Raw genomic sequence first — 23,700 nt, forward strand, 5'->3', positions numbered from 1 at the left:
GGCGTCGTCGACAGCGTTCAACGCCTACCTCGCCGCGACCCCGAGCCTCTCGGAGCAGATCGCCCGCGTCGACCGGCTCGCCGTCCGCGACTGGCCCGTCGGCTTCCTCTGGGGATCCGCGACCGCCGCCGCCCAGATCGAGGGCGCCGGCCACGAGGGCGGCAAGGAGGACAGCATCTGGGACGCGTTCTCCCGCGTCCCCGGAGCGGTCGCGAAGGGCGACACCCCCGAGGTCGCGGTGGACCACTACCACCGGATGCCCGCGGACGTGCGGCTGATGAAGGAGCTGGGGCTCGGCTCTTACCGCTTCTCGGTCAGCTGGGCGCGCGTGAAGCCGGGCGACCGCGCGGTGAACCCCGAGGGCCTCGACTTCTACTCCCGCCTGGTCGACGAGCTGCTCGGCGCCGGCGTGCTGCCGTGGCTCACCCTCTACCACTGGGACCTCCCGCAGGCCGTCGAGGAGACCGGCGGCTGGGCGAACCGCGACACCGCCGAGCGCTTCCGGGACTACGCCGAGGCCGTCTACGAGAGCCTCGGCGACCGGGTGCAGCACTGGACGACGTTCAACGAGCCGTTCTGCTCGACCCTGCTCTCCTACGGCGCGGGCGTGCACGCCCCCGGCGTGATCTCGCAGCAGAAGGCCCTCGCCGCCGTGCACCACACGCACCTCGCCCACGGGCTGGCCGTCTCGACGCTCCGGCAGCTCGGAGCGCAGAACCTGGGCATCACGCTCAACCTCTCGAACGCCGTCCCCGACGACCCCGAGGACGAGGCCGACCTCGACGCCGCACGCCGCTTCGACGCGCTCCAGAACCGGATCTTCCTCGACCCGCTGCTGCGCGGCGAGTACCCCGAGGACCTGCTCGAGGACGTCGAAGGGCTCGGGCTCGACGAGCTGCTCGTCGACGGCGACCTCGATCTCATCTCGCTCCCGCTCGACTTCCTCGGCGTGAACCACTACCACGACGACAACGTCTCGGCGCATCCGCTGCCGGCCGGAGCCGACGACTTCGCCCAGGCGACCGACCGCGAGGTCGGCTCCCCCTGGGTCGGCTCCGAGTTCATCACCTTCCCGTCGCGCGGTCTGCCGCGCACCGCGATGGACTGGGAGGTGAACCCCGACGGGCTGCGCTACCTGCTGACCCGCCTGGGCCTGGAGTACGAGAACCTCCCTCCGCTCTACGTGACCGAGAACGGCGCCGCCTACGACGACGTCGTCGAGGACGGCCGCGTGCACGACGCGGACCGCACGCAGTACGTGCTCGACCACGTCGAGAAGGTCGCCGACGCGATCGACCAGGGCGCCGACGTCCGCGGCTACTTCGTCTGGTCCCTCCTCGACAACTACGAGTGGGCCTGGGGCTACGAGAAGCGCTTCGGCATCGTGCGCGTCGACTACGACACGCAGGAGCGGATCGTGAAGGACTCGGGCCTGGTCTACTCCCGACTGCTCGGCGGCAGCGCCGCGGCGATCCTGGACTGACCCGTGAGCGAGCCGACGGGCGTCCGCGGCGGGGGCCGCTCCCCCACCCTCGAGATGGTCGCGGCGCGGGCCGGAGTCTCGCGCGCGACGGTCTCGCGGGTGGTCAACGGAGCCCCGCAGGTGGCGGCCGAGATCGTGGCCGCCGTCGAGAAGGCGATCGGCGAGCTCGACTACGTGCCCAATCACGCGGCGCGGATGCTCGCCTCGCGGCGCACGCAGTCGATCGCGCTGATCGTGCCGGAGTCGACCGCGCGCGTCTTCGCGGACCCGTTCTTCGCCTCGATCGTGCAGGGCGCCGCGATGCGCCTGGCCGACACGGACTACACGCTCTCGATGCTGATCGCGTCCGAGACGGACGGCGAGAAGACGCGGCGGTACCTGCTCGGCGGCAACGTCGACGGCGCGCTCGTGGTCTCGCACCACTCGGGCGACCACTCCTACGCGGCGCTCTCGGGCACGCTGCCGATCGTCTTCGGCGGCCGACCGCTCTCGCCCGACGAGCGCGGCTCCTACTTCGTCGACGTGGACAACACGGAAGGGGCGGCCGTCGCCACCGCGCACCTGATCGAGCGCGGCCGGCGCCGGATCGCCACCATCGCGGGCCCCGCCGACATGCCGCCGGGCGTCGACCGCCTGATCGGCTGGCGCGGCGCACTCACCGACGCCGGCCTCGCCGACGACCTCGTCGAGTGGGGAGACTTCTCGCCGGCGAGCGGCACCGAGGCGATGCGCCGCCTCCTCGCCCGCGACCCCGACCTGGACGGCGTCTTCGCCGCGAACGACCAGATGGCGGTCGGCGCCTACGCCGCCCTCCGCGAGGCCGGCCGCCGGATCCCCGAGGACGTGTCCGTCGTGGGCTTCGACGACGATCTCTTCGCGCGGAACGCCGTCCCCGCGCTGACCACCGTTCGCCAGCTCCCCGACGAGCTCGGCGCCCGCATGGTGGAGCTGCTGACCGCCCGCATCGAGGGGCTCCCCGTGGAGCACCGCACGCTGATGCCGACGTCGCTGGTCGTCCGCGCCAGCAGCTGACGCCGGCCCGCGACTGTCCAGGAGTCGTCGCAGTCGACGCCGAGTGCGACCACTCCTGCGTAGTCGGAGGGCTCCGCGTGCTCGATCGGATGCGGACCGGCGGGCGGATCCGGACGGTGGGGCGGACGCGGGCGGCGGGGCGGGGATGGACGAGCGGGTCGATCCGTCGACGGGGTGCGTCACGGTCGCCAGCCGTGGGCCACGAGAGCGGCACGGAGCTCGGCGATCGTGCGCGCCCTGCCCCGGGTCAGACCCTCCGCGCGGACGACCACGACGATCCAGCCCGCGAGGTGCAGGGCCAGGAGCCGTTCACGATCGCGTGAGAACTGCGCGTCGTCCGTCCGGTGCTGGCCGCCGTCGTACTCCGCCACCACCTTCCACCGTTCGAAGACCAGATCGCCGACCGCGAGCAGTCGGCCGCCGATCCTGATCTCGGCGTTCACGTCGGGCGCGGGCAGTCCCGCCTCCTCGACGAGAGCGCGGAGCCAGGTCTCCCTCCGCGAGGCGGCTCCGGTCGATGCCAGCCGCAGAGCCTCAGCCAGGCCGCGTCGGCCCCGGCCCCGATGGGAGGCCAGGCGGTCCTGCAGCTCGTGAAGCCGGACATGGGGACGCGGATCGTCCCGGCGCGGGTAGCGCGGCTCGAACAGGAGGTGGTCCGTCGCCGCGAGGAGATCGCGGGCGGACAGCAGTGGCGCGAGCGCGATCCACGTCGACACCGCTCCCGTCACCGGCAGGCCGTGCCGCTCGACCCTGTCCGTCTCCGTGAGGGTGTGGCCGATCACACCCCGGGTCCTGGGGGGCCGGTGCGGCGTCGTCGCCGCCACGTGGATCGGATCGTCCTCGCCGGGTCGCGCCGGGAGCGGCACTCCCCAGGCTTCGGCCGCGGTCAGGTGGGAGAAGAGCTGCCAGGGCCGCAGCCGCGGCAGGTAGGCGGCGGCTCGTTCCAGGTGCGTCACGGGCGCCACCCGGGTGCGCACTCCGTGGAAGGGGCTGGCCAGGGCGGGAGTGCGCAGTCGGGCGTCCGTCACCCCTGCGCGGAGTGCCGCTCGCCGGGTGAAGGCTCCGAGGTCGGTGCTGGACATGCCGCGATTCTGGCGGTCCGTGATCCTCGTCCGACTCCCGCGATCCGCATTCTGTGGACGAACCCCTGATCCCGCACCTGGGGAGGCGCGCCTCCCACCACGACTGTCCAGGAGTTGTCGCAGTCGGCGTCGAGTGCGACAACTCCTGGACAGTCGGAGCGATCGATGTCGAGTGCGACACCTTCTGGACAGTGGGAGCCGGCTGGTGCGCAGGAGTCGCGGGGGTGGCGAGCGAGGACGGCGACGTCTGAGGAGTCGAGAGGGCCCGCGTCAGAGGAAGAGCGGCGCCGGGTCGAGGGCGGCGAAGCGGCGGCGCATGACGGCGACCGCGTCGGCGTGCTCGTCGACAAGGACGAAGCGGCGGCCGAGAGCGTGCGCGACGGCGCCGGTCGTGCCGGAGCCGGCGAAGAAGTCGAGGACGGCGTCGCCCTCGCGGCTGGACGCCTGCACGATGCGGCGGAGGATCCCCTCCGGCTTCTGCGTCGGGTACCCAGTCTTCTCGCGGCCTGTCGGCGAGACGATCGTGTGCCACCACACGTCGGTCGGCCGCTTGCCGCGCTCGGCCTTCTCGGGGGTCACCAGGCCCGGGGCCATGTACGGCTCGCGGTCTACAGCGGCGGAGTCGAAATGGTAGCCGCGCGGGTCCTTCACGTAGACGAGGATCGTGTCGTGCTTGGTCGGCCAGCGGCGCGTGGCCTTCGCTCCGTAGTCGTAGGCCCAGATGATCTCGTTGAGGAAGCACTCGCGGCCGAAGAGCGCGTCGAGCAGCACCTTCGCGTAGTGCGCCTCGCGGTAGTCGAGGTGGAGGTAGAGGGTGCCGTCGTCGGCGAGCAGCCGCCACGCCTCGGCCAGACGCGGCTCGAGGAACGACCAGTAGTCGTCGAAGCGGTCGTCGTAGCGGAGCAGGTCGCCGCGGATCCGCTCGTAGCTGCGCCCCTTGAAGCCGGCGATCGTGCCGGTGGTGGAGCGCACCGATGTGGTCGAGGTGCGCACCTGCGCCCGGCCCGTGTTGAACGGCGGGTCGAGGTAGACGACGGTGAAGGCCCCGTCGGCCAGTTGCGGCAGGACCTCGAGGTTGTCGGCGTGGAACACCGCGCTCCGCGACTCCGGGACGCCGTCCGCGATCTGGATCGTCCTGGGCACCCGGCAATTGTGCCAGTGCGCGCGAGCCCGGCGACACGCTCCGCGCCTCGCGCCCGCGCTCGACGGGTGCCGGGGAGGCTCCGGCGTAGAGTGGCGCGATGATCTCCGAGGTGCGCCACGACGAGGACTCGTCCCGCTACACGCTCTGGCTCGACGGCGAGACCGTCGGAGTCGCGGACTACGCCGTCCGCGGCCGCGACGTGGTCTTCCTCCACACCGAGATCGCGCCCGAGCACCGCCACGAGGGCCTCGGCGAGACCCTCGTCGAGGCGGCCCTCGACGACGCGCACGAGCGCTTCGGCGGGCGCATCGTCCCGGCCTGCCCGTTCGTCGCCGAGTTCATCGCCGAGCACCCGGACTACCAGGAGCTCCTCGCGAGCTGAGGGGCGCCCGCCGGACCGGCCCGCCGCGTTCCGCTCCGGGTCCACGCGCCGGCGACCGCCGCCCCGGACCCGCCGGTCAGGGGACGCGCCGCAGCCACTCCGGAGTCGAGTACTTCGTCCGCACCAGCTCCTCCGCCGCCGCGTACTCCTCCTCGGTCAGCGTCCCCGCCTCGCCGCCGTGCAGCTGCACGAAGGTCGCCTTCATCCGCTCGATGATCTCGGCTCGGCTGAGCCCGGTCTGGCTGCGCAGCGGGTCGACGCGCTTCACGGCGGAGGCGATGCCCTTGTCCGAGAGCTTCTCGCGGCCGATCCGCAGCACCTGCACCATCTTCTCGGCGTCGATGTCGTAGCTCATGGTCACGTGATGGAGGACGGCGCCGGAGCCCAGGCGCTTCTGCGCGGCGCCGCCGATCTTGCCCGAGGGCGAGGTGATGTCGTTGAGCGGCTGGTAGACCGCGTCGATCCCGAGCGACTGCAGCGCGCTGACGGCCCACTCGTCGAGGAAGGCGTAGGAGTCGGCGAAGGTCAGCCCCTGGACGAGGTCGCCGGGGACGTAGAGCGAGTACGTGACGACGCTGCCCGCCTCCATGAACATCGCGCCGCCGCCCGAGATGCGGCGGACCACGTCGACGCCGTACTTCGCCGCGTTGTCGAGGTCGACCTCGTTGCGGAGCGACTGGAAGCTGCCGATGACGACGGCGGGCTGGTCCCACTCCCAGATCCGCAGCGTCGGCTCCCGGCGGCCCTCGCCGACCGCGGCGGTCAGCACCTCGTCGAGCGCCAGGTGGGTCGCGGGAGGGACGGCCCGGTCGTGCACGATGCGCCAGTCGTAGTCGCGCCAGCTGGTCGCCTTCTGCAGCGAGCGGCGGATCGCGACCGCGACGGCCTCGGGCGTGAAGCCGAGCAGGACCGCGTCGGCCGGGAGCGCCTGCCGGATGGCGGCGGCGATGGACTTCGCGTCCGTCTCGGCCGGGAGGCCCACGACCGCGCGATCGATGTCGTCGAGGGCCGTGTCGGGCTCGAGGAAGAAGTCGCCCGCCAGGCGGAACCCGGCGAACCTCCCGTCGACCACGTCGAGGTCGACGACCACGAGCTTTCCGCCGGGGACCTTGTACTCGCCATGCATGACGCCAGCCTAGGCGCGAGCCGGGGCGGGGAAGCGCTCGCCCAGCCACTCCACGAGATCGGCCGTGACCTCGGCCCGGTTGAGCTCCTGGAACAGCTCGTGCCGCGCCTCCGGGTACACCCGCACCGAGACGTCCGTGTACCCGGCCCGCCGCCGGTAGGCCTGGGCGAGCGCGCGCACCGACCGCTCGCCGCCGAGGGTGTCGTCGGCGCCCACGACCAGCAGCAGGGGCAGCGGATGCTCGGGCCCGCGCTTCGGGCGGCCGACCAGCCGCAGGGTCTCGACCAGCCCGATCCGCTTCGCGAGCGGCGTGGTGAAGGTGAGGGGGTCGTCGTGGAAACGCTGCCAGACCTCCGGGTCGCGGGAGAGCCACTCGAGGCCGAGACCGCCGGCGACGCGGTGCCGCTTCGCCAGGTCGCCCGCGTTCATGTGCCCCGGGAGGCGGTAGGCCGTGCCGCTCAGCACGAGCGCGGCGTAGGCGCCGGAGTGGTGGTCGACGATCCGCTGCGCCATGAGCGACCCCCAGGAGTGGCCGAGCAGCACGATCGGCACTCCTGGGCTCTCCTCCGCGAGCAGCTCCGTCAGCCGGAGGATCGCCGCCTCGGTCGCGCGCAGGCCGCCCGGCCCCAGCAGTCCGAGCCGGGAGGAGTCGCCGCCGTGCTGCTCGAGGCCGGTCCGGCCGTGCCCGCGGTGGTCGTCCGCCGCGACCGCGTACCCGGCGGCGACCAGCGCCTCCGCCAGCTCGACGTAGCGCCCCGAGTGCTCGCCGACCCCGTGGGCCAGCTGCACGATCGCGCGGGGCGAGGGGTGCGGCCACCAGCGGTAGTGGATGACGACGCCGGAGGCGTCCTGGAAGGTCCTGTCGACAGCGGCGCCGGTCATGGTGACCAGTGTGGCGCTCCGGCCGCTGGGCGCGAGGGACCCGCGGAGAACTGAGAAGATACTCACGATCCATCGGCGGGCACCCTGCTCGTCACGGTGCCTCGCTACCTTTTCCCTTGACGAGCGACCCCCGCGACCGTCCCCCGACCCCCCCTTCACGAGCGAGGCCAGCCCCTTCATGACCGTATCGCCCCTGATCTGGACCCTGACGATCGTCTTCATCGTCCTGCTCCTGCTCTTCGACTTCTTCTTCCACGTCCGGAAGGCCCACGAGCCCACGCTGAAGGAGTCGTCGATCTGGTCGGCGCTCTACGTCGGCATCGCCGTGCTCTTCGGGCTCGGCGTCCTCGTCTTCGGCGGAGCGACGCCCGGATCGGAGTACTTCGCGGGGTACATCACCGAGAAGGCCCTCTCGGTCGACAACCTGTTCGTCTTCCTCATCATCATGGCGAGCTTCAAGGTGCCCCGCGCCGACCAGCAGAAGGTGCTCCTCTTCGGCATCGTCTTCGCGCTGATCGCCCGCACCGGCTTCATCTTCCTCGGCGCCGCACTGATCAACTCGTTCGCCTGGGTCTTCTACATCTTCGGCCTGATCCTGCTGCTGACCGCGTTCAACCTGGTCAAGCCGGGCGACGACCACTCCAGCGACAACGTGATGGTGCGCCTGGCCAAGCGGATCTTCAAGACGAGCGACCAGTACGACGGCGACAAGTTCTACACGCACATCGACGGCAAGAAGGTCCTCACGCCGATGATCCTCGTCATGGCGGCGATCGGCGGAACCGACATCCTGTTCGCCCTCGACAGCGTGCCGGCGATCTTCGGCCTCACCAGCGACGTGTACCTCGTCTTCACGGCGACCGCGTTCTCGCTGCTGGGCCTGCGCCAGCTGTACTTCCTCATCGACGGCCTGCTCGACCGCCTCGTCTACCTCAGCATCGGCCTCGCCGCGATCCTCGCCTTCATCGGCGTGAAGCTGATCCTGCACGCGCTCCACGAGAACAACCTGCCGTTCATCAACAACGGCGAGCACGTGGAGGTCTTCGAGATCGGCACCGGACTGTCGCTCTCGGTCATCATCGGCGTCCTCGTGATCACGGTGATCGCCTCCCTCGTCAGCCCCAAGGGCCGCCGCATGGCCGCCGAGGCCGCCGAGCGCCGCCGCGTGGCCGAGGCCGCGGGCGCGGACGTCGACGCGACGCACTGAGTCGTCCTGTGCGCCGCGGAGCGGCGCACCGCGGTCGGCTCCCCTAGGCGGTCGGGTCCCGGAGAGCGGGTCCCGACCGCCTAGGACGATCCGCTGACACGCGGATCCCCCGTTCGGCTCGACCGACCGCCGCGAAGCGGCGCACCGCAGTCGGCTCTCCTAGGCGGTCGGTTTCCCGAGAGCGGGTCCCGACCGCCTAGAACGATCCGCTGACACGCGGATCGCTCGTTCGACGGGCCGTCTCGTGCGCCGCAGGGCGGCGCACCGCAGTCGGCTCCCACGGGCGGTCGGGTTCCCGAGAGCGGGTCCCGACCGCCTAGGAGGATCCGCTGACACGCGGATCCCCCGTTCGGCTCGACCGAGCACCGCACGCCGGTGCTCCGCAGTCAGCTCCCCTAGGCGCTCAGGTCCCCGAGAGCGGGTCCCGACCGCCGAGAACGTCCCGCCGGCTCGATCGCGGACTCCGCTCGCGGAGGGTCAGCGGGCGCGGTAGCGGTGCTCCGGGCGGCCGGTGGTGCCGTAGCTGAGGGTCATCTCGACGAGGCCGCGGCCCGCGAGACCCGAGAGGTAGCGCTGGGCGGTGGCACGCGAGATGCCGGCGCGCTCGGCCACCTCGAGGGCCGACAGCTCGGCGCCCGACTCGGCCAGACGCGCCAGGACGAGCTGCTCGGTCGCCGAGCGCGAGGGCTGCGCGGCGGTCGCGTCGCCCGAGTGCAGGATGCGCAGCGCCCGCTCCACCGCCTCCTGATCGGCCGCGCGGTCCTCCCGCAGCACGTTCCGGAACCGCACGTACGCGTCGAGGCGCTCGCCGAGCAGGCGCGCCTCGAACGGCTTGATGAGGTACCCGAGCGCCCCCGCGTGCAGGGCGCGCCGCACCGTCGCCCCGTCGGAGGCGGCGCTCACGATGAACGCGTCGGTGTCGAGCTCGCGGAGCAGCGCGATCCCGCTCTGATCCGGCAGGTGCACGTCGAGCAGCAGCAGATCGGGCGCGTGCTCGGCGACGGCCGCCCGCGCCGCGCGCGCCGTGTGCACCGGAGGAAGGGCCGTCAGCCCCTGCCGCGCCTCGACCAGGTCCGCGTGCAGCTGCGCGACCCGGAAGTCGTCGTCCACCACCAGCACCGTGCGCTCCCGCGCCGTGTCCGCGCTCATGACCCGTCCCCGTCCTGCTCCGGCGGCAGCACCGCTCCGGGGAGGCGCGCGCACAGCACGGCCCCCGACTCCGCTCCGCCGGCGTCCGCCAGCCAGACCTCGCCGCCGCGGCGGGCGGCCACCTCACGGCACAGCGGCAGGCCGAAGCCCCGACCGTGCACGCGTCCGTCGTCCTCGACGGGGTCGCCCGCGCCGGCCCGGTCGAACAGCGAGTCCGGATCGAGCACTCCGTCGCCGGAGTCGGCGACCGTCACGAAGAGCGCGTCGCCGTCGTCGAGCAGCTCGACCTCGACGAAGCGCACGTCGCGCCGCCCCTCGACCGCCGCGCGCACCGCGTTGTCGACCAGGTTCCCGACCACCGTGGCGACGTCCTCCGGCTCGACGACGGTGCCGCGCACCAGCGTCTCCTCACCGAGCGTCAGCAGCACGCCGCGCTCGGCCGCCTCGATCCCCTTCGCGCCGACGAGCGCCTGGAGGTACGGCTCCTGCAGCCGGTCGGCGTGCTGCACCGGGTACTTGAGCGGGCCGCGGGTCAGCACCTCGTCGAGGTAGTCGCGCGCCGACGCGGTCCGCCCCGCATCCAGCAGGCCCGCGACCACGTGCAGGCGGTTGGCGAACTCGTGCCGCTGCACCCGGAGCGCGTTGGTCATCGCGCCGACCGCGTCGAGGCGCCGGCTCAGCGCGGCGAGGTCGGTGCGGTCGCGCAGCACCACCACCACGCCCAGGTCGCGGTCGCCGCGGGTCACCCGGCGGATGTCGACGTAGACGATGCGGGAGCGGACGACGAAGCCCTCCTCGCCTCCGGGGCGGGGCGGCTCGACGGAGTGCAGCGCGGCGCCGATCGCGTCGGCCAGCGGAATGGGCAGGTCGAGCTCCGCGAGCGGCCGCCCGTGCAGCGCCCGGCCGGTCGGGTCGTCGGAGCCGAGGATCGCGGCGGCCCGCGCATTGCAGACGCCGACGCGCCCGTCGCGGTCGAGCGCGAGCACGCCCTCGTCGACCCCGTCGAGCACGGCGGCCTGGTCCTGCACGAGCGAGGTGAGCTCCTCCGGAGCGAGGCCGAGCGTCAGGCGCAGCAGGCGGCGGCGGATGAAGACGGAGGCGACGGCGGCGAGCACCAGCCCGGCGAGCGCCGCGGCGAGGACGCCGAGCAGCGCGGTCGGCAGGTCGGTGAAGACGCTGGAGCGCGCGAAGCCGATGCTGACCTCGCCGACGACCCGCTGCTCCCCCTCGGCGAAGACCGGGACCTTCGCCCGTGCCGACTCGCCGAGCGTGCCGGTGCCCCACGAGACGCTCTCGCGCCCGGCGAGCGCCTCGTCGGGGCTGGTCGAGACCCGCTCGCCGAGGCGGTCCTCGTCGGGGTGGGCGAGGCGGATGCCCTGATCGTCGGTGATCACGACGAAGAGCGCGCCGGTGCGCTGCTCGACGGCGGCGGCGAGGTCCTCGAGCGGTCCGCCGCGCAGCTCCGAGGCGGCGGGCGCGCCGGGCACCGCGGAGGACGCGGCGACCGCGTCGCGCACATCGGGGTCCTCGGCGACGGTGCGGGCGATGGCGAGCGCCGTCCCCTCCGCCTCGCCGCGCAGCTGCTGGACGCTGAGCGCGGTGACGAGCCCGGCGCAGACCAGCACGGCGGCCGACACCGTGGCGAGCTGCAGGACCAGGACGTGGGTCGCGAAGCGCATCGGGGCCTCCTCGCCGTCGTCGTGCGCAGAATGCGCAGAAGCCACACTATGCGCAGATGTCGCCGTAATGAGCGATACCCCGGCGCCGGACGCGGAGCTGCCTAGGGTTTCCACCATCTCCCGGCCGGCTCTCCCGCCGAGCGCGGGCGGAGGCACTGGACGAAGGAGTCAGCTGTGTTGGTAGTACTCGGTTTCACCATGATCCTGGCCTTCATGGCCCTGATCATGACCAAGCGGCTGACGCCGATGGTCGCCCTGATCGTCGTGCCGACGATCTTCGGCCTCTTCGCGGGCGCCGGCCTCGGCATCGGCGACATGGTCCTCGAGGCGATCGGCAGCCTCGCGCCCACGGCCGCGCTGCTGATGTTCGCGATCATGTACTTCGGGATCATGATCGACGTCGGGCTCTTCGACCCGCTGATCCGCTTCATCGTCCGCGCGCTCGGCGACGACCCGGCGAAGGTCGTGCTCGGCACGGCGCTGCTCGCGGGTGCGGTCTCGCTCGACGGCGACGGCTCGACCACCTTCATCGTCACCACCGCCGCGATGCTCCCGATCTACCTGCGCCTGGGGATGAACCCGGTCGTGCTGACCTGCGTCGCGGGCCTGGCCAACGGCACGCTCAACATCGTCCCCTGGGGTGGACCGACGGTGCGCGCCGCCGCGGCCCTCCAGGTCTCGCCGAGCGAGATCTTCGTGCCGATGCTCCCGTCGCTCGCGGTGGGCCTGGCCGTCACTCTCGTCTTCGCCTGGTTCCTCGGGCTCGGCGAGCGCCGCCGCCTCGGCTCGCTCGCGCTGGCCGAGCCGATGCTCGAGCAGGAGCTCGTCGGCGCCGGCCGCGGCTCCTCCTCCCGCTCGGGCGGCGCCCGCACCGGCGGCCTCGCGGCCCTGACCGGGGGCATCCGCACCGTCGCCCGGGAGCGCTTCTCCTTCCTCCGCGGTCCCCAGGCCCTGCGCGGAGCCCAGGTGGCGGTCGCCGCCCGCGTGCAGGCCGACGACGCCGACACCGCGATGGCCGACACGATGCTCGACCCCGAGCGCGAGACGCTGCGCCCGAAGCTGATCTGGGTGAACCTGGTCCTGACCCTCGCGGTGATGACGCTGCTGGTCGCCGACATCCTGCCGCTGCCCTACGTGTTCATGGTCGGCTCCGCGGTCGCCCTGCTGATCAACTTCCCGAAGATGAAGGACCAGGCGGCCGAGATCGTCAAGCACGCGCCGAGCATCGTGGGCGTCGTGTCGATGGTGCTGGCGGCCGGCGTGCTGATCGGCGTCCTCAACGGCACCGGCATGGTCGACGCCATGGCGGAGTGGGTCGTCGCGGTGATCCCGCCGGCGCTCGGCCCGTTCCTCGCCGTGATCACCGGCGTGCTCAGCATCCCGATGACCTTCTTCATGTCGAACGACGCGTTCTACTACGGCATCCTCCCCGTGCTCTCCGAGAGCGCGGCGAACTACGGCATCTCGCCGGTCGAGATGGCGCGCGCCTCCATCACCGGGCAGCCGGTGCACCTCCAGAGCCCGCTGGTCCCGGCGATCCTCCTGCTCGTCTCCCTCGCCGCGGTGAACCTCGGCGACCACCACCGCAAGGTGCTGTGGCGAGCGGTCGTCGTCTCGCTGGTCATGCTCGCCGTCGGCGTACTGGTCGGCTCGATCCCCTTCGGCTGAGGTCGGCGGAGCGGAGCGCCGAGCGATCGGAACGAGGACGGGACCTTCTGCTGCGGCGGGGGTCCCGTCCTCGTTCCGCGGCTCGGTCCCGCAGCCCGCGCTAGCGCAGCAGCGGCGCCAGGTTCTCGGTCCAGACGTCGGAGCCGACCTTGAGGATGAGGGCGCCGACCACGACGAGGAACGCGACCCGGATGAAGCGGCTGCCACGAGCGACGGCCATCCGCGAGCCGAGGTACGCGCCCGCCACGTTGGCGGCGCCCATCAGGAGGCCCAGCAGCCAGATCACGTGCCCGCCCGGCACGAAGTAGAGCAGGGCGCCGAGGTTGGTCGCGACGTTGACGATCTTCGCCTTGGCGCTGGCGAGCAGGAAGTCGTAGCCCAGCGCGGTGATCAGGGCGATGATCAGGAAGGTGCCGGTGCCCGGTCCGATCAGGCCGTCGTAGAAGCCGATCAGGAGTCCCAGCACGGCCGCCGTGACGAGGTGGCGCCGGCCCGCGTGCTTGAGCACCGTGACGCTGCCCAGTGCCGGGCGGGCGATCGTCACGACGGCGACCACGATCAGCGCGACGACGATGATCGGCTTGAACACCGCGGCCGGGAGGAGGCCGGCGAGCGTCGCGCCTCCGTAGCTGCCCGCGAGGGCGACCGCCGCCATCGGCAGCGCGGTTCGCAGATCGGGCTTCGCGCGCCGGTAGTAGGTGATCGCGCTGGTGGTCGTGCCGAAGATCGAGGCCAGCTTGTTCGTGGCGAGCGCCTGCACGGGCGAGATCCCCGGCACGAGGAGCAGGGCCGGGAGCTGGAGGAGGCCGCCGCCGCCCACGACCGCGTCGATCCAGCCGGCCGCGAAGGCGGCGAGGATCATCAGCGCGAGGACGGGGAGTCCGAGATCCTCTGTGAAGGTCAGCATCGGTCGGAAGCGTACGCGAGCACCGCGACCCCCTCGACCTCGGGGGCGGGCCGCCCTAGGGTCGGCGGCATGCGATTCGGACTCTTCATCCCCCAGGGCTGGCGCCACGACCTCGTCGGCGTCCCGGCCGCCGACCAGTGGCGCACCATGAGCGACCTCGCCCGGCACGCCGACGACGGCGCCTGGGAGTCGATCTGGGTCTACGACCACTTCCACACCGTCCCGCAGGTGACGGAGGAGGCGACGCACGAGGCGTGGTCGCTGATGAGCGCGTTCGGCGCCACCACGTCGCGCGTGCGGCTGGGCCAGATGTGCACCTGCATGGGCTACCGGAACCCCGCCTACCTCGCCAAGGTCGCGACGACCGTCGACATCGTCTCGGGCGGGCGGGTCGAGATGGGCATCGGCGGCGGCTGGTACGAGCACGAGTGGCGCGCGTACGGCTACGGCTTCCCGCCGATCGCCGAGCGGCTGGGCCGGCTCGACGAGGGCGTGCAGATCCTGCAGCAGGCCTGGACGACCGGGTCCGCGACCCTCGACGGCCGCTACTACCAGGTGGACGGCGCGCAGAACCGGCCGCTGCCCCTGCAGGAGGGCGGCATCCCGCTGTGGGTCGCCGGCGGCGGCGAGAAGGTCACGCTGCGGATCGCGGCCCAGTACGCGCAGTACACGAACTTCGCCGGGACCCCGGAGGCGTTCGACCACAAGAGCTCGGTCCTCCGCGGGCACTGCGAGCGCCTGGGCACCGACTTCTCGGCAATCACCCGGAGCTCGAACTACAACGTCGTGATCGGCGAGACGGAGGCGGAGGTCGAGGCGGCGCTGCAGCGTCTCGAGGAGCGCGTGGTCCCGTACCTCGGCGCGGAGGGAGCGGCGTCCTTCGTCGCCGAGTACCGCAGCCCCGACGCGCTCGCGGTCGGCACTCCCTCGCAGATCGTCGACCGGCTCGCCGGCATGCAGTCGCGCGGGATGGACTACGGCATCCTCTACTTCCCGGACGCCGCCTACGACCGGTCCGGCATCGAGCTGTTCGAGCGCGAGGTGCTGCCGGCGCTCTCCTGAGCGCGGAGCGGCGGGGCTCCTACGCCTCCCGCCCCCCGCCCGCAAGTCCTTGGGGCGCCCCGGCCCCGCGCCTACGGTCGGAGCATGGACGCACAGGACATCCGCTGGAACGACGAAGCCCGCGACAAGATCCTCGAGGACTCGGACAGGGTCCTCCGCGAGGCGGTGCTCGACCTCGCGACGAGCAAGAAGGGCGAGCCCTGGGAGGACGTGTTCGCGGAGCTGAACGCGCGCCTCAAGGACCGCTTCATCGACTTCGAGCCCGGCCCGGACCTCCGCAAGTACGCCGAGGCCGTCTCCGCCGGGGAGATCGAGACCGGCTCGTGAGCGAGCACGACCGCGACGCCGCGCTCGAGGACGAGATCACCTCGATCCACGCCCTCGGCGAGGGCCGCGTCGGCGAGACGGCCGGCCCGGAGGACGAGGACCACGAGCTCTCGCCCGAGCAGGACGCCCGCATCGAGTCCGAGCTGAAGAGCCGGGGCAGCGAGAGCTGATCCCCCCGGTACGCGGAAGGCCCGCTCCCCCTCGAGGGAGCGGGCCTTCAGCGTGCGTCGCGACTACGCCGAGAGGGGCTCGTAGTCGGTGTAGCCCTCGGCTCCTCCGCCGTAGACCGTCTCCTGGACGACCTCGTTCTCGGGGTGCCCGCCCTGCCAGCGCTCGACCAGGTCGGGGTTGGCGATCGCCGGGCGGCCGACGGCCACGGCGTCGGCGTGGCCCTCGCTGATCAGCTCGGTCGCCTCCTCGCGGCTGGTCGGCGAGCCGAAGCCGCTGTTGGCGATGAAGACGCCGTCGAAGCGCGAGCGGAGGTCCTGGACCAGCTCGCCGGCGGGCTCGGCGTGCAGGACGCTGAGGTAGGCCAGGCCGAGCGGGGCGAGCCCGTCGACGACGGCCTCGTAGGTGGCACACACGTCGTCGGCGTCGGTCTCGACGACGTCCTGGATGTTGTGGGCCGGCGAGAGGCGGATGCCGACGCGGCCCGCTCCGACCTCGTCGACGATCGCGCGGGTGACCTCGAGCGGGAACGCGGCGCGCTCGGCCGGGGTCCCGCCGTACTGGTCGGTGCGCACGTTGGAGACGGGCGAGAGGAACTCGTGCAGCAGGTAGCCGTTGGCGCCGTGCACCTCGACTCCGTCGAAGCCGGCGTCGATCGCGCGGCGGGCGGCGGCGACGAACTCGTCGCGGACGGTCGCCAGCTCCTCGGTGGTCAGCGCGTGCGGCACCGGGAAGGGCTTCTTGCCGGAGGGGGTGTGCACCTCTCCGTCGATGGCGACGGCGCTCGGGGCGACGATGCGGTCGGTGCCGGTGATCTCGGTGTGTGAGACGCGGCCCGCGTTCATCAGCTGCATGACGATGCGCCCGCCCGCGGCGTGCACGGCGTCGGCGACGGCGCGCCAGCCCGCGGCCTGCGCGTCGGTCTCGATGCCGGGCTGCCCGGCGTAGCCCTTGGACTCGGCGCTGGGGAAGACGCCCTCGCTGATCAGCAGGCCCATGCTCGCGCGCTGGGCGTAGTACTCGGCGACGATCGCGCCGGGCACGCCCTGCTCGTCGGAGCGCAGTCGCGTCATCGGTGCCAGGACGATGCGGTTGGGGAGGTCGAGGTCGCCGGCGGTGAGGGGGGAGAACGGATCCACGGGATCGCCTTTCTACGGAGCTGTCTCAGGGGGCTGCCCTGAGGGGGGGAGGCACGTGCACCTGCGGCGCACTCCGGGCGGCAACCGCGAGCGGAGCACGGTCATTCCTCCTCCCGGCGTTCTCCCATCCCCCGCGCCCCGGGCACGCGGTCGACGGCCTGCCGCCTCCCGACTCCTGCTCGGACACCCGGGCTGTCTACACTCGGGAGGCGACGACGAAGGAGTGTGCGCGATGCCGGCGAGACCCCACCACCCCGTGAGCTCCCGGCGGCTGCCGGCGCTCGCGGCCCTCCTGATCGCCGCGGTCCTCGCGCTGGTCCCCGCGACCGCGGCGCTGGCCGAATCGCCCGTCTCCTTCTCCTCCTCCACCGTCCTCGACTCGGTCGGAGTGCTGAGCTCCGGAGAGACCACCGAGATCGAGCAGGCCTCGCGGGCCCTCTACGACCAGCACCGCGTGCAGCTGTTCGTCGCCTTCGTCGACTCCTTCACCGATCCGTCCGACCGCGTAGCGTGGGCGGACGAGACCGCGACCCGCAACGGACTGGGCACCGACGACGTCCTCCTGGCCGTCGCGGTCGACGCCCGTCAGTACCAGGTGTCGGTCGCGCAGGGCTTCGCCCTCGACGACGCGCAGGTCTCCTCGCTCCAGTCCGACGACATCGAGCCGAGGCTCGCCGACGGCGACTGGGCCGGAGCCGCGGTGGCCGCCGCCGACGGGATCGGGCAGCGCCTCGACGCGCCCAGCGCCGGCGAGTCCCTCGGCTCGGGGCTGCTGATCGCGCTCGGCGTGCTCGCGGCCCTCGTCGTGGTCGGCCTCGTGGTGCTGCTGCTCGTCCGCCGCGCGCGGAAGCGCCGCGCCCAGGAGGCGGTGGAGGCCTCGATCGACGAGCTCGCCACCCGTGCCGGATCGGCCCTCGTCCACGCCGACGACGCCGTCCGCACCAGCGAGCAGGAGGTCGGCTTCGCGGAGGCGCAGTTCGGCGCCGACGCGACCGGCGCGTTCCGCGAGGCGCTCGTCACCGCGAAGCGCCTGCTCGGCGAGGCCTTCACCCTGCAGCAGCGCCTCGACGACGCCGAGCCGGAGACCGATCAGGAGCGCCGCGACGGCTACCAGCGCATCCTCCAGCTCTGCGCCGACGCCGAGCAGACGCTCGACGAGCGCGCGAGTGCGTTCGAGGAGCTGCGCGACCTCGAGAAGAACGCGCCGCAGGTCGCCGCCGCGCTCTCGGCTCGCGCCGCCGAGGTCGGCGACCGCCTCCCGTCGGCCCGCGCCCGCCTCGCCGAGCTCGCCTCCCGCTACGCGCCGACCGCGATCGACGACGTGGGCGACGACGCCGACCAGGCCGAGGACCGACTCCGCTTCACCCGCGACCAGCTCGCCGGCGCCCAGCAGGCGCTGCAGGCCGGCGACTCCGGCCGCGCCGCCGTGCTGCTGCGCGCCGGGCAGCAGGCCGCCGAGCAGGCCTCCGGGCTCGTCGACGCGGTGGCGACGCGCGGCGACGAGCTGCAGAAGGCGGAGGCGTCGCTCGCCGGCCGCATCGCCGAGATCCGCGCCGACGTGGCGCAGGGGCGAGCGCTCGCCGCCTCCCAGGACGCGGAGTCCGCCGCTCAGGCGCAGAACGTCGCCGCAGCGGTCGCCTCGACCGAGGCCGCCCTCGACGACGTCGAGCGCGCCGCCTCCGTGCGGCCGAACGACCCGCTCGCCCTGCTCGAGGCGCTCACCGCCGCCGACGCCACGATCGACGCCGCCGTCGGCGGGTTCCGCGACGCGCAGGCCCAGCGCGAGCGCGAGCGGGCCGCCCTCGGCGCCGAGCTCACCTCCGCCCGCAGCCGCGTCTCGGCCGCCGAGGACTTCATCGCGGCCCGCCGCGGCGCGGTCGGCTCGGAGGCGCGCACCCGCGTCGCCGAGGCCGCCCGCTCGGCCGAGTACGCCGAGCGCATCGCCGCCACCGACCCCCGCGAGGCTCTCGCCTCCGCCCAGCGCGCTTCGCAGCTCGCCCAGCAGGCGCTCGAGCGGGCGCGGGCCGACGCCGGCGCCTACTCCGCCCCGAACGCCGTCGGCAGCCCCTACGGAGGCGACACGACCGGCGCGTTCCTCGGCGGGATCCTGGTCGAGTCGCTCCTGGGAGGCGGACGCCGCAGCGGCTACCGCTCGGGCGGCTTCGGCGGAGGCGGGTTCAGCGGCGGCTTCGGCGGCGGCGGCTCGTCCCGGCGCTCCGGCGGCGGCGGCTTCGGCGGCGGGCGCAGCAGCGGCGGAGGCGGACGCCGCGGCGGCGGCGGGCGCTTCTGAGCGCCCCCGGGCATCCGCGCAGGACCGACGACCACCACCTCCCCCACGACTCCGGCACCACCTCCGACATCCGGCACCACCCACGACGCAAGGAGAGACACCCATGGCTCAGAGACAGTCGATCTTCGGCCGCATCGCGCAGCTCGCGAAGGCCAACATCAACGCGCTCCTCGACCAGGCCGAGGACCCGCAGAAGATGCTCGACCAGATGGTCCGCGACTACACCGACAGCATCCGCGACGCCGAGGCGGCGATCGCCACCACGATCGGCAACCTGCGCCTGCTCGAGGACGACTACCGCGAGGACGTGCAGAACGCCCAGGAGTGGGGCGGCAAGGCCCTCGCCGCGAGCCGCAAGGCCGACGAGCTGCGCACCGGCGGGAGCGCCGGCGACGCCGACAAGTTCGACGCGCTGGCCAAGGTCGCTCTGCAGCGCCAGATCCAGTCCGAGAAGGAGGCGAAGGACGCCGAGCCGACCATCGCCTCGCAGACCGAGGTCGTCGACAAGCTCAAGTCGGGCCTGAACCAGATGCGCGAGAAGCTGCAGCAGCTCTCGAGCAAGCGCGACGAGCTGATCGCGCGCTCGAAGACCGTCGAGGCGCAGAGCCAGGTCCAGGACGCCGTGAAGAGCATCGACCTGATGGACCCGACGAGCGAGGTGAGCCGCTTCGAGCAGAAGATCCGCCGCGAGGAGGCGCGCGTCCGCGGCGCGGAGGAGCTCGCCTCCTCGAGCCTGGACGCGCAGTTCGAGTCGCTCGAGGACCTCGGCGAGATGACCGAGGTGGAGGCGCGCCTCGCCGCGCTCAAGTCCGGCCGCCCGCAGGACTCGATCGGCTCCTGAGCCCGTGCGCCTCCGGCGGTCCCGCCGGAGGCGCACTCCCCTTCCCGACACGCGCGGAGCGAAGGCTGGCAATCGCCATGGTGCGGTGCCGCCGCCGTCCCCGTAGTGTTCACACCAGGTTGCCCTTGACCCCGGTCGCCCTGATGCCGCGTCCGGCCCCTACCGACGCGGTGAACCATGAGCGGACCGCCCCCGTCGGGATCGCTCACCGAGAGACCGTCGACGCCGACGGTCACCACGAAGAGCGAGGCGCCGATGAGCACCCCCACCACCACGTCCGTCACCGGAGGCGCCCCCCGCGTCGTCCGCACCCGCCCCCGCGCCGACGGCCGCGTCAACCCGACGACCGAGTACTCCGGTCTCCTCAGCACGGTCCGCGACGCGGGGCTCCTCCGCCGCCGCACCGGCTTCTACTACACGATGTTCGGCGCGCTGGTCCTCGCGCTCGGCGGCATCGTCACCGGCTTCGTCCTGCTGGGCGACTCCTGGTTCCAGCTCCTGCTCGCCGCCGCCCTCGGCATCGTGCTGACCCAGTTCGCCTTCCTCGCCCACGAGGCCTCGCACCGCCAGGTGTTCGAGTCCGGCAGGGCCAACGACGTCGCCGGCCGCACCCTCGCGAACCTCTTCGTCGGCATCAGCTACTCCTGGTGGATGACCAAGCACAGCCGCCACCACGCGAACCCGAACGTGCTGGGCAAGGACCCGGACATCGAGCGCGACGTCGTCTCCTTCACCGCCGAGGACGCGGCCCGCTCGCGCGGCCTCTACGCCTGGCTCACCCGCCGCCAGGGCTACGCGTTCTTCCCGCTCCTGCTGCTCGAGGGCCTCAACCTGCACCTGCACGGCTTCCGCACCGTGTTCGGCAAGGGCAAGGTCGACAAGCGCTGGGTCGAGATCACCATGCTCGTCACCCGCGTCGGCCTCTACCTCGCCGTCGTCTTCTGGGCCCTCCCCCTCGGCATGGCGTTCGCCTTCGTCGGCGTGCAGCTGGGCGTCTTCGGCCTCTACATGGGCGCCTCGTTCGCGCCGAACCACAAGGGCATGCCGCTGCTGCCGAAGGAGGCGCGCGTCGACTTCCTCCGCCGCCAGGTCCTCACCTCGCGCAGCATCCGCAGCACCTGGTTCACCGACCTCTACATGGGCGGCCTCAACTACCAGGTGGAGCACCACCTCTTCCCGAACATGCCCCGCCCGGCGCTGCGCCGTGCGCAGGTCATCGCCAAGGAGTACTGCACCACCCACCAGATCCCCTACACCGAGACCTCGTTGATGGAGTCGTACGCGATCGTCGTCCGCTACCTCAACAAGGTCGGCCTGTCGGCCGGCGGCGACCCGTTCGACTGCCCCGCCGCCTCCGCCTACGGACGCTGAGCACTCCCCCTTCGGAGGCCCCTCGCACCTTCCCGGTGCGGGGGGCCTCCGTCGTTCGCGGGAGCGCAAGGGGGTGCCCCCGCGGGCGGCGGAGTCGTAGCTTCTGTACATGAGCAGCTCCGACTACGACATCGAGCCCACCCCCACCGACACGACCGACGGCGCCCGCACGACCGACGGCGCGCGCACGCCCGACCCCGCCACCGAGACCGGCACCTCCGCGGGCCTCGACGAGGTCGGCGGCGCGGCCTCACCCCTGGCCGACGGCGTCGGCGCCGACGGCGAGGAGCAGAACCCCCCGCTGCCCGACTGGGGCCCCACCGACGGCGTCCACGGCACCGACGCCGAGACCGACGCCTCGGGCACCGAGCAGCACTGACACGGCTCCGCGAGGGACCTCCCCGGCCGGTCGGCGAACGTTCCGACCGCGTTCCGAGGAGGTCCCTCCGTGTTCGCCGGAGGGTCGGCCGGCGCTCGGGCGGCGCGCCCTACACTGGCGAAATGCAGCCGACCGAACGCGCCCTCCGCGTGATCTCCTACAACCTCCGGGAGCACCGAGCGCACGCCGAGATCGCCCCCCTCGCCGCCCGCCACGACATCGACGTGCTGTGCCTGCAGGAGTGCGACACCACGAAGCTGCCGCAGGAGGTGGGCTCGCTCCGGCTCGCGTCCGTCACGGCCCGCAACCGCCTGGGCCTGGCCGTCTACTACTCGCAGGACCGCTTCGAGCTCTCCGGAAGCGCCGCGTTCGAGCTCAGCAAGTCCATGCACGACCGCGTGATGTCCCCCGCCCACGAGCGCCTGCTGGCCGTCCGCCTCGATGACCGCGACGGCGGATCGATCGCCGTCTCGTCCTTCCACGCCGCTCCGCTCTCGGCCGGCAACGCCCTGCGCCGCAAGCAGATCGACGAGGCGCTCAACCGGCTGCGCGAGTACGCGCCGGACACCCCCTCCCTGATGGTCGGCGACTACAACTACCCGTGGTTCTTCCGCGGACTCGACCGCCGGATGACCCGGAACGGCTACCTGGTCTCGCGGAGCGACTCCCCCACCTACGCGCGCTACCGCTACTTCAGCGGCCACTTCGACTTCGCGATCAGCGACTCCGTGCGGATCGAGCGGGTCTCCACGCTGCCCCAGGGCGTCTCGGACCACCTCCCGGTGATGGTCGACGCGCACTACGGCGTCCCCGCCGCCTGAGCGCGGGGCCCGCGGGCCCGCGCGGTCGGTAGGCTCAGGGGGTGACGACCCTGATCCTCGCCCGACACGGAGAGACTGTCTGGCACTCCGAGAACCGCTTCGCGGGCTCCTCCGACATCGCGCTGACCCCCCGGGGCCAGGACCAGGCGGCGACTCTGGCCGCCTGGGCCGTCGACGCCGACCTCGAGGCGGTGTACTCCTCCACCCTGGTCCGGGCCGTGCGCACCGCCGTGCCCGCCGCGCGGGCGGCCCACCTCGAGCTGCAGCCCGACCCGGCCCTGGTCGAGGTCGACTTCGGCCGCGGCGAGGGGCTGACCACCGACGAGATGGAGAAGCGCTTCCCGGACGAGTACCACGCGTGGGTCGCGGCGCCGGCCATCCAGCCGATGCCCGGCGGCGAGTCCGGCCTCGACGCCGTCGCCCGCGCGAACACCTCGCTCGCCCGCATCCACCGCGAGCACCCGGACGGCCGCGTGCTCGTCGTCGCGCACGGCACGCTCATCCGCCTCCTGCTGTGCGCCTACCTCGGCATCAACCCGGAGACGTACCGGCACACCTTCCCGGTGGTCGACAACGTCTCGCTGACCACGCTGCGCTGGGACGCGACCGGCGTCGGCCTGCTCGGCTACAACGTCCCGCCTGTCCAGACGCAGCGGCGCTCCAGCTGAGCGCAGCGGCCGCTCCGGAGCGGCGCCCGGCGAGCGCGGGCTCGATCGGCCTGGTGCTCGGGTCGGTCGCGAGCGTGCAGCTGGGCGCCTCCTTCGCCGTGCTGCTCTTCCCCGCCGCGGGGCCGATCGGCACCGTCACGCTCCGGCTGGTGTTCTCGGCCGTCGTTCTGCTCCTGGTCTGCCGTCCGCGGCTGCGCGGCCACAGCCGGAGCGACTGGGCCACCGTCGCCGCCTACGGTCTCGCCCTCGGCGGGATGAACGCCTGCTACTACGAGGCCATCGCCCGGATCCCGCAGGGCGCCGCCGTCACCCTCGAGGTGCTCGGGCCGCTGACGCTCTCGGTGATCGCCGGGAGGAGCGTGCTGAGCCTGGTCTGGGCGGTGCTCGCGCTGGCCGGAGTGGTGACCCTGTCGCAGGGCGGGTTCTCGGCGCTGGACCCGGTCGGCGTCGGCTTCGCGCTGGGGGCCGCTGTGCTCTGGGCCGCGTACATCGTCTTCGCCGGCCGCACCGGCGGGCGGTTCCAGGGGATCGACGGGCTCGCGCTGGCGCTGGCGGCCGGCGCGATCGTGTCGCTGCCGTTCGGCATCGCCTCCGCCGGACCCGCCCTGGTGGTGCCGCCGGTGCTGCTCCTCGGGCTCGCCGTCGCGGTGCTCTCCTCCGCGGTGCCCTATGCGCTGGAGCTGCTGGCGCTGCGGCGCCTGCGCTCCTCCACATTCTCGATCCTGATGTCGCTCTCCCCCGGGGCGGCCGCGCTCTCGGGCTTCCTCGTGCTCGGTCAGCGCCTCAGCGCCGTCGAGGCCGTCGGGATCGCGCTCGTGGTCGCCGCGAGCATCGGAGCGGTGCGGACCGCGCGGACCTCCGCCTGAGCGGCAGTTCTTTTGTTAGGCTAACTA

General features: G+C 72.8%; 23 protein-coding genes. 15 read left to right on the plus strand and 8 right to left on the minus strand.

Going from position 1 to position 23,700, the window contains the following annotated elements; translation table 11 throughout:
* Nucleotides 1-58 precede the first annotated feature (58 nt).
* Both C5C56_RS04005 and C5C56_RS04010 read left to right on the plus strand, forming a co-directional pair.
* Nucleotides 59-1,483, plus strand: coding sequence for a GH1 family beta-glucosidase (locus tag C5C56_RS04005; RefSeq protein ID WP_104288694.1), 1,425 nt, complete (start codon nucleotides 59-61; stop codon nucleotides 1,481-1,483).
* A 54-nt stretch (nucleotides 1,484-1,537) separates the two neighbouring features.
* Complete coding sequence (locus C5C56_RS04010) at nucleotides 1,538-2,515, plus strand: LacI family DNA-binding transcriptional regulator (RefSeq protein ID WP_104225165.1); 978 nt, start codon at nucleotides 1,538-1,540, stop codon at nucleotides 2,513-2,515.
* 179 nt (nucleotides 2,516-2,694) lie between these two features.
* On the opposite strand, the gene C5C56_RS04015 is transcribed toward C5C56_RS04010, so the two are convergent.
* Together C5C56_RS04015 and C5C56_RS04020 are read right to left on the minus strand one after the other, a co-directional pair.
* A complete protein-coding gene (locus C5C56_RS04015; protein WP_104233161.1) occupies nucleotides 2,695-3,597 on the minus strand; it encodes a hypothetical protein in 903 nt (300 codons plus the stop codon).
* A gap of 270 nt (nucleotides 3,598-3,867) precedes the next feature.
* Nucleotides 3,868-4,740, minus strand: coding sequence for a site-specific DNA-methyltransferase (locus tag C5C56_RS04020; RefSeq protein ID WP_104225160.1), 873 nt, complete (start codon nucleotides 4,738-4,740; stop codon nucleotides 3,868-3,870).
* A 98-nt stretch (nucleotides 4,741-4,838) separates the two neighbouring features.
* On the opposite strand from C5C56_RS04020, the gene C5C56_RS04025 reads away from it, so the two are divergent.
* On the plus strand, nucleotides 4,839-5,123 hold the full coding sequence (locus C5C56_RS04025) for a GNAT family N-acetyltransferase (protein ID WP_104233160.1): 285 nt from the start codon (nucleotides 4,839-4,841) through the stop codon (nucleotides 5,121-5,123).
* Between the two features lie 76 nt (nucleotides 5,124-5,199).
* Here the strand turns inward: C5C56_RS04025 and C5C56_RS04030 are convergent, their stop codons facing one another.
* Nucleotides 5,200-6,249, minus strand: coding sequence for a biotin/lipoate A/B protein ligase family protein (locus C5C56_RS04030; RefSeq protein ID WP_104225162.1), 1,050 nt, complete (start codon nucleotides 6,247-6,249; stop codon nucleotides 5,200-5,202).
* 9 nt (nucleotides 6,250-6,258) lie between these two features.
* Nucleotides 6,259-7,131, minus strand: a complete 873-nt coding sequence (locus C5C56_RS04035) for an alpha/beta fold hydrolase (RefSeq protein ID WP_104233159.1) — start codon at nucleotides 7,129-7,131, stop codon at nucleotides 6,259-6,261.
* 178 nt (nucleotides 7,132-7,309) lie between these two features.
* On the opposite strand from C5C56_RS04035, the gene C5C56_RS04040 reads away from it, so the two are divergent.
* Nucleotides 7,310-8,338 (plus strand): TerC family protein, encoded by a 1,029-nt coding sequence (locus C5C56_RS04040; protein ID WP_104223866.1) that lies wholly within the window; start codon nucleotides 7,310-7,312, stop codon nucleotides 8,336-8,338.
* A gap of 477 nt (nucleotides 8,339-8,815) precedes the next feature.
* Here the strand turns inward: C5C56_RS04040 and C5C56_RS04045 are convergent, their stop codons facing one another.
* Nucleotides 8,816-9,487 (minus strand): response regulator, encoded by a 672-nt coding sequence (locus C5C56_RS04045; protein ID WP_104262727.1) that lies wholly within the window; start codon nucleotides 9,485-9,487, stop codon nucleotides 8,816-8,818.
* A complete protein-coding gene (locus C5C56_RS04050; protein ID WP_104288684.1) occupies nucleotides 9,484-11,166 on the minus strand; it encodes a sensor histidine kinase in 1,683 nt (560 codons plus the stop codon). Before C5C56_RS04050 ends, C5C56_RS04045 begins: the two co-directional genes overlap by 4 nt.
* Nucleotides 11,167-11,364: 198 nt before the next feature.
* On the opposite strand from C5C56_RS04050, the gene C5C56_RS04055 reads away from it, so the two are divergent.
* Entirely contained in the window at nucleotides 11,365-12,834 is a 1,470-nt protein-coding gene (locus tag C5C56_RS04055; protein WP_104233156.1) for a CitMHS family transporter, read from the plus strand.
* A 100-nt stretch (nucleotides 12,835-12,934) separates the two neighbouring features.
* On the opposite strand, the gene C5C56_RS04060 is transcribed toward C5C56_RS04055, so the two are convergent.
* On the minus strand, nucleotides 12,935-13,741 hold the full coding sequence (locus C5C56_RS04060; protein WP_104223862.1) for a TSUP family transporter: 807 nt from the start codon (nucleotides 13,739-13,741) through the stop codon (nucleotides 12,935-12,937).
* A gap of 69 nt (nucleotides 13,742-13,810) precedes the next feature.
* On the opposite strand from C5C56_RS04060, the gene C5C56_RS04065 reads away from it, so the two are divergent.
* From C5C56_RS04065 to C5C56_RS17725, 3 genes are all read left to right on the plus strand, one after another.
* Nucleotides 13,811-14,803, plus strand: a complete 993-nt coding sequence (locus tag C5C56_RS04065; RefSeq protein WP_104223861.1) for an LLM class F420-dependent oxidoreductase — start codon at nucleotides 13,811-13,813, stop codon at nucleotides 14,801-14,803.
* Between the two features lie 84 nt (nucleotides 14,804-14,887).
* Nucleotides 14,888-15,130, plus strand: a complete 243-nt coding sequence (locus tag C5C56_RS04070) for a hypothetical protein (RefSeq protein ID WP_068251275.1) — start codon at nucleotides 14,888-14,890, stop codon at nucleotides 15,128-15,130.
* Complete coding sequence (locus C5C56_RS17725; RefSeq protein ID WP_160035225.1) at nucleotides 15,127-15,300, plus strand: hypothetical protein; 174 nt, start codon at nucleotides 15,127-15,129, stop codon at nucleotides 15,298-15,300. Before C5C56_RS04070 ends, C5C56_RS17725 begins: the two co-directional genes overlap by 4 nt.
* A gap of 63 nt (nucleotides 15,301-15,363) precedes the next feature.
* On the opposite strand, the gene C5C56_RS04075 is transcribed toward C5C56_RS17725, so the two are convergent.
* Nucleotides 15,364-16,437, minus strand: coding sequence for an alkene reductase (locus C5C56_RS04075; protein WP_104288685.1), 1,074 nt, complete (start codon nucleotides 16,435-16,437; stop codon nucleotides 15,364-15,366).
* A 232-nt stretch (nucleotides 16,438-16,669) separates the two neighbouring features.
* On the opposite strand from C5C56_RS04075, the gene C5C56_RS04080 reads away from it, so the two are divergent.
* The 7 genes from C5C56_RS04080 to C5C56_RS04110 all read left to right on the plus strand — a co-directional run bounded on the left by C5C56_RS04080 (nucleotide 16,670) and on the right by C5C56_RS04110 (nucleotide 23,673).
* Entirely contained in the window at nucleotides 16,670-18,727 is a 2,058-nt protein-coding gene (locus C5C56_RS04080; protein ID WP_104288686.1) for a TPM domain-containing protein, read from the plus strand.
* A 103-nt stretch (nucleotides 18,728-18,830) separates the two neighbouring features.
* On the plus strand, nucleotides 18,831-19,568 hold the full coding sequence (locus C5C56_RS04085) for a PspA/IM30 family protein (protein ID WP_104223858.1): 738 nt from the start codon (nucleotides 18,831-18,833) through the stop codon (nucleotides 19,566-19,568).
* A gap of 255 nt (nucleotides 19,569-19,823) precedes the next feature.
* Nucleotides 19,824-20,939: an acyl-CoA desaturase gene (locus tag C5C56_RS04090; protein WP_104261457.1), complete on the plus strand. Its 1,116-nt coding sequence runs from the start codon at nucleotides 19,824-19,826 to the stop codon at nucleotides 20,937-20,939.
* A gap of 109 nt (nucleotides 20,940-21,048) precedes the next feature.
* Nucleotides 21,049-21,318, plus strand: coding sequence for a hypothetical protein (locus C5C56_RS04095; protein WP_104288687.1), 270 nt, complete (start codon nucleotides 21,049-21,051; stop codon nucleotides 21,316-21,318).
* Nucleotides 21,319-21,440: 122 nt separating this feature from the next.
* Nucleotides 21,441-22,139: an endonuclease/exonuclease/phosphatase family protein gene (locus C5C56_RS04100; RefSeq protein ID WP_104223855.1), complete on the plus strand. Its 699-nt coding sequence runs from the start codon at nucleotides 21,441-21,443 to the stop codon at nucleotides 22,137-22,139.
* Nucleotides 22,140-22,180: 41 nt separating this feature from the next.
* Entirely contained in the window at nucleotides 22,181-22,807 is a 627-nt protein-coding gene (locus C5C56_RS04105; RefSeq protein WP_104223854.1) for a histidine phosphatase family protein, read from the plus strand.
* 53 nt (nucleotides 22,808-22,860) lie between these two features.
* Nucleotides 22,861-23,673, plus strand: a complete 813-nt coding sequence (locus tag C5C56_RS04110; protein WP_244230592.1) for a DMT family transporter — start codon at nucleotides 22,861-22,863, stop codon at nucleotides 23,671-23,673.
* Nucleotides 23,674-23,700 lie beyond the last annotated feature (27 nt).

Origin of the sequence: Rathayibacter sp. AY1D1 (assembly GCF_002932635.1) — a bacterium.
Classification (GTDB): Bacteria; Actinomycetota; Actinomycetes; order Actinomycetales; family Microbacteriaceae; genus Rathayibacter.

Coding starts and splice junctions, on each gene's coding strand:
- C5C56_RS04080 (WP_104288686.1), top strand. CDS start 16,670: ATGCCGGCGAGACCCCACCACCCCGTGAGCTCCCGGCGGCTGCCGGCG.
- C5C56_RS04045 (WP_104262727.1), bottom strand. CDS start 9,487: ATGAGCGCGGACACGGCGCGGGAGCGCACGGTGCTGGTGGTGGACGAC.
- C5C56_RS04085 (WP_104223858.1), top strand. CDS start 18,831: ATGGCTCAGAGACAGTCGATCTTCGGCCGCATCGCGCAGCTCGCGAAG.
- C5C56_RS04055 (WP_104233156.1), top strand. CDS start 11,365: ATGATCCTGGCCTTCATGGCCCTGATCATGACCAAGCGGCTGACGCCG.
- C5C56_RS04015 (WP_104233161.1), bottom strand. CDS start 3,597: ATGTCCAGCACCGACCTCGGAGCCTTCACCCGGCGAGCGGCACTCCGC.
- C5C56_RS04060 (WP_104223862.1), bottom strand. CDS start 13,741: ATGCTGACCTTCACAGAGGATCTCGGACTCCCCGTCCTCGCGCTGATG.
- C5C56_RS04095 (WP_104288687.1), top strand. CDS start 21,049: ATGAGCAGCTCCGACTACGACATCGAGCCCACCCCCACCGACACGACC.
- C5C56_RS04065 (WP_104223861.1), top strand. CDS start 13,811: ATGCGATTCGGACTCTTCATCCCCCAGGGCTGGCGCCACGACCTCGTC.
- C5C56_RS04070 (WP_068251275.1), top strand. CDS start 14,888: ATGGACGCACAGGACATCCGCTGGAACGACGAAGCCCGCGACAAGATC.
- C5C56_RS04025 (WP_104233160.1), top strand. CDS start 4,839: ATGATCTCCGAGGTGCGCCACGACGAGGACTCGTCCCGCTACACGCTC.
- C5C56_RS04035 (WP_104233159.1), bottom strand. CDS start 7,131: ATGACCGGCGCCGCTGTCGACAGGACCTTCCAGGACGCCTCCGGCGTC.
- C5C56_RS04040 (WP_104223866.1), top strand. CDS start 7,310: ATGACCGTATCGCCCCTGATCTGGACCCTGACGATCGTCTTCATCGTC.
- C5C56_RS04010 (WP_104225165.1), top strand. CDS start 1,538: ATGGTCGCGGCGCGGGCCGGAGTCTCGCGCGCGACGGTCTCGCGGGTG.
- C5C56_RS04100 (WP_104223855.1), top strand. CDS start 21,441: ATGCAGCCGACCGAACGCGCCCTCCGCGTGATCTCCTACAACCTCCGG.
- C5C56_RS04050 (WP_104288684.1), bottom strand. CDS start 11,166: ATGCGCTTCGCGACCCACGTCCTGGTCCTGCAGCTCGCCACGGTGTCG.
- C5C56_RS04090 (WP_104261457.1), top strand. CDS start 19,824: ATGAGCACCCCCACCACCACGTCCGTCACCGGAGGCGCCCCCCGCGTC.
- C5C56_RS04030 (WP_104225162.1), bottom strand. CDS start 6,249: ATGCATGGCGAGTACAAGGTCCCCGGCGGAAAGCTCGTGGTCGTCGAC.